Origin of the sequence: Desulfomicrobium macestii, from assembly GCF_014873765.1 — a bacterium.
GTDB classification, from domain to species: domain Bacteria; phylum Desulfobacterota; class Desulfovibrionia; order Desulfovibrionales; family Desulfomicrobiaceae; genus Desulfomicrobium; species Desulfomicrobium macestii.
Map to the genome: position 1 here is coordinate 1 of NZ_JADBGG010000081.1, position 2,571 is coordinate 2,571.

The window sequence follows — 2,571 nt, forward strand, 5'->3', positions numbered from 1 at the left end:
TGTTGATCAGCACCCCTATGAAGCCAAAACGTCGGCACCCTAATGGAGCCAGTTCATCGGCACCCTTAATGGAGCCACTTGGTGTGCACCCCTAATGGAGCCACCCTGATTTTGAGAGAGCCATAAAAACACTTCGCTCGGACTTCCTCACCGCCTATCCCGGACCTCCTGAAACACAAGGAGGAAGGGATGGCCAACAGGAGGTTCGCAATGCACGAAATACGTCACGTCATCGCCCGGATGCGACTAGGCGAGTCTGACCGGGATATTGCCCGCGCAGGCGCAATGGGGCGGCCTAAAGCCGCGCAGCTTCGCGTCCTGGCGTTGGAGCAAGGCTGGCTGGACCGCAGTCAACCCCTCCCGCCCAACGATGTCCTGGAATCCCTGCTTCAGCTCCCAAGGAGAACGCAACCATCACAGTCCCTGGCAAAGCCCTTTGTCGACCAGATCTGCACATGGGCCGACGAGGGGATACAGATCACGACGATCCATCAGGCTCTGGTCGAACGTTACGGCTTCACTGGAAGCTACGACTCGGTGCGACGCCTGCTCAAGAGCCACCAGAAGTCAGCGCCGGTAGCCACTGTCTTCCTTGATCATCCTCCAGCCGAGACCGCCCAGATCGATTTTGGCGCAGGCCCCGTCATCACCGACGTCCATACCGGCGAGGTCATGAAGACGTGGTTCTTCGTCATGACGCTCCCGTGCAGCAAGCACATGTACGCCGAACTGGTCACCAACCAACGCGTGGAAACCTGGCTGGGCTGCCATCGCCGGGCTTTCGAGCATTTCGGCGGCACGCCACTCAAGACAGTCATCGACAACCCCAAGTGTGCCATCACCCGCGCCTGCTACTACGAACCAGAAGTCCAGCGGGCTTATGCCGAGTTTGCCGAGGGGTATTCCTTTCTGGTCTCCGCATGCCCTCCGCGAGACCCGCAGAAAAAGGGCGTCGTCGAATCGAACATCAAATACGTCAAAAACAGCTTCGCAAAGTTGCGAGAGTTCCGCAGTCTGGCTGACGCCAACCGCCAACTCCACGAATGGGTCATGGGCATAGCCGGAAACCGCATTCACGGCACGACCAAGCAGAAGCCCTTGGTTCGTTTCGCCGAGATGGAGAAGGATTTCCTGCGTCCCCTGCCGGATATCGCGCCCGAACTGGCAGCATGGGCATCGGTGAAGTTGCATGGCAACTGCCATGTCCACTTCGAAAAAGCCTTCTATTCCGCCCCGTTCACACTGGTCCACAAGTCTCTTTGGCTTCGTGCCACGGAGAAGACCGTGCAGATCTTCCATGAACAAAAACTCGTGGCCACTCATCCCCGGCTGTTCAAACCCGGCGCACGCAGCACGGTGCAGGACCATTTGCCGCCGGAAGCTACGGCTTACCTGATGCGTGATCCGCAATGGTGCTTGGCTCAGGCTGAAAAAATCGGAGAACGCTGCCTGGAACTGGTCCATGATCTCTTTACCCACCGCGTCCTCGATAACCTGCGAGCTGTTCAAGGTCTGCTGCAACTTCAGGGTCGTTACGGCAAACGACGACTGGAGGCGGCCTGCGCCAGAGCCCTGGATCACGGAGCCGGAACGTACCGCAACGTGAAGAACATCCTGGAGAAGGGTTTGGACCAACAAAACCTCTCCCTGCCAATCGCCCTGCCTGATGCCTACGGCGGAACGTCCCGCTTCACCCGCAACTCTGACCTGCTCAACTAAGGACACAGCAATGAACCCCATGCCTCAACTCACGCCGCACCTGAAACAGCTCCGCCTCTCCGGCATCCTGGACTCCCTGGAGATCCGCAACCGTCAAGCCGTGGAGCAGAAGCTCGCCTACACCGACTTCCTGGCTTTGCTCATCGAGGACGAGATCGCTCGCCGTGAGCAGCGTAAACTCGTCATGAGGCAGCGCCGAGCCGGCATCAACGCGCAGAAGACGCTCGAAAGCTACGACTTCACTTTCAACCTCGGGGTGAACCAGGCGCAGATCATGGATCTGGCCACCTGTCGCTACCTGGAGGAGAAGGTCCCGGTGCTCATCGTCGGCCCCTGCGGCACCGGGAAGAGCCACCTTGCCCAGGCGCTGGGCCACATCGCCGTACGTCGCGGCTACGACACCGTGTTTGCCTCTCACGCTAAGCTGCTGGGCCAACTCGCCTCAGCGCGGGCCGTGGGTAACTTCGAGCGCAAGCTGGCGGCACTGACCAAGGCAGACCTGCTCATCATCGACGACTTCGGCCTCAAGCCCATGCGCCCCGGTCAGGACGAAGACTTCCACGACGTCATCGCAGATCGCTACGAGCGGCGACCAACGATCATCACCAGCAATCTGGACTTCTCGGAATGGAACGACGCCTTCCACAACAAGCTGCTCGGCGCGGCCACCCTCGACCGGATCATGCACGGTGCCTATCAAATCGTGCTGGACGGCAAGAGCTATAGGACTCCTCGCATGGATGTTTCTCCTTGCAGAGGCGACTCATAAACACGTAATCAGACGAGGTCGTCCGAGCGAAAATCTCTCACTTTTGCTGGATCTATTAGGGTGCCGATCGGTGGCTCCATTAG

Annotated in this window: 2 protein-coding genes; both read left to right on the forward strand. The window is 59.1% G+C overall.

Annotation, left to right across the window (positions count from 1 at the left end; genetic code table 11):
• Positions 1-210: 210 nt before the first annotated feature.
• On the forward strand, positions 211-1,719 hold the full coding sequence (istA, locus tag H4684_RS20375) for an IS21 family transposase (protein ID WP_225940600.1): 1,509 nt from the start codon (positions 211-213) through the stop codon (positions 1,717-1,719).
• Positions 1,720-1,729: 10 nt separating this feature from the next.
• On the forward strand, positions 1,730-2,488 hold the full coding sequence (istB, locus tag H4684_RS20380) for an IS21-like element helper ATPase IstB (protein ID WP_192625162.1): 759 nt from the start codon (positions 1,730-1,732) through the stop codon (positions 2,486-2,488).
• Positions 2,489-2,571: the final 83 nt, after the last annotated feature.

Excerpts from the sequence above, each read along its gene's own strand:
- istA (WP_225940600.1), top strand. The coding sequence starts at position 211 with ATGCACGAAATACGTCACGTCATCGCCCGGATGCGACTAGGCGAGTCT.
- istB (WP_192625162.1), top strand. The coding sequence starts at position 1,730 with ATGAACCCCATGCCTCAACTCACGCCGCACCTGAAACAGCTCCGCCTC.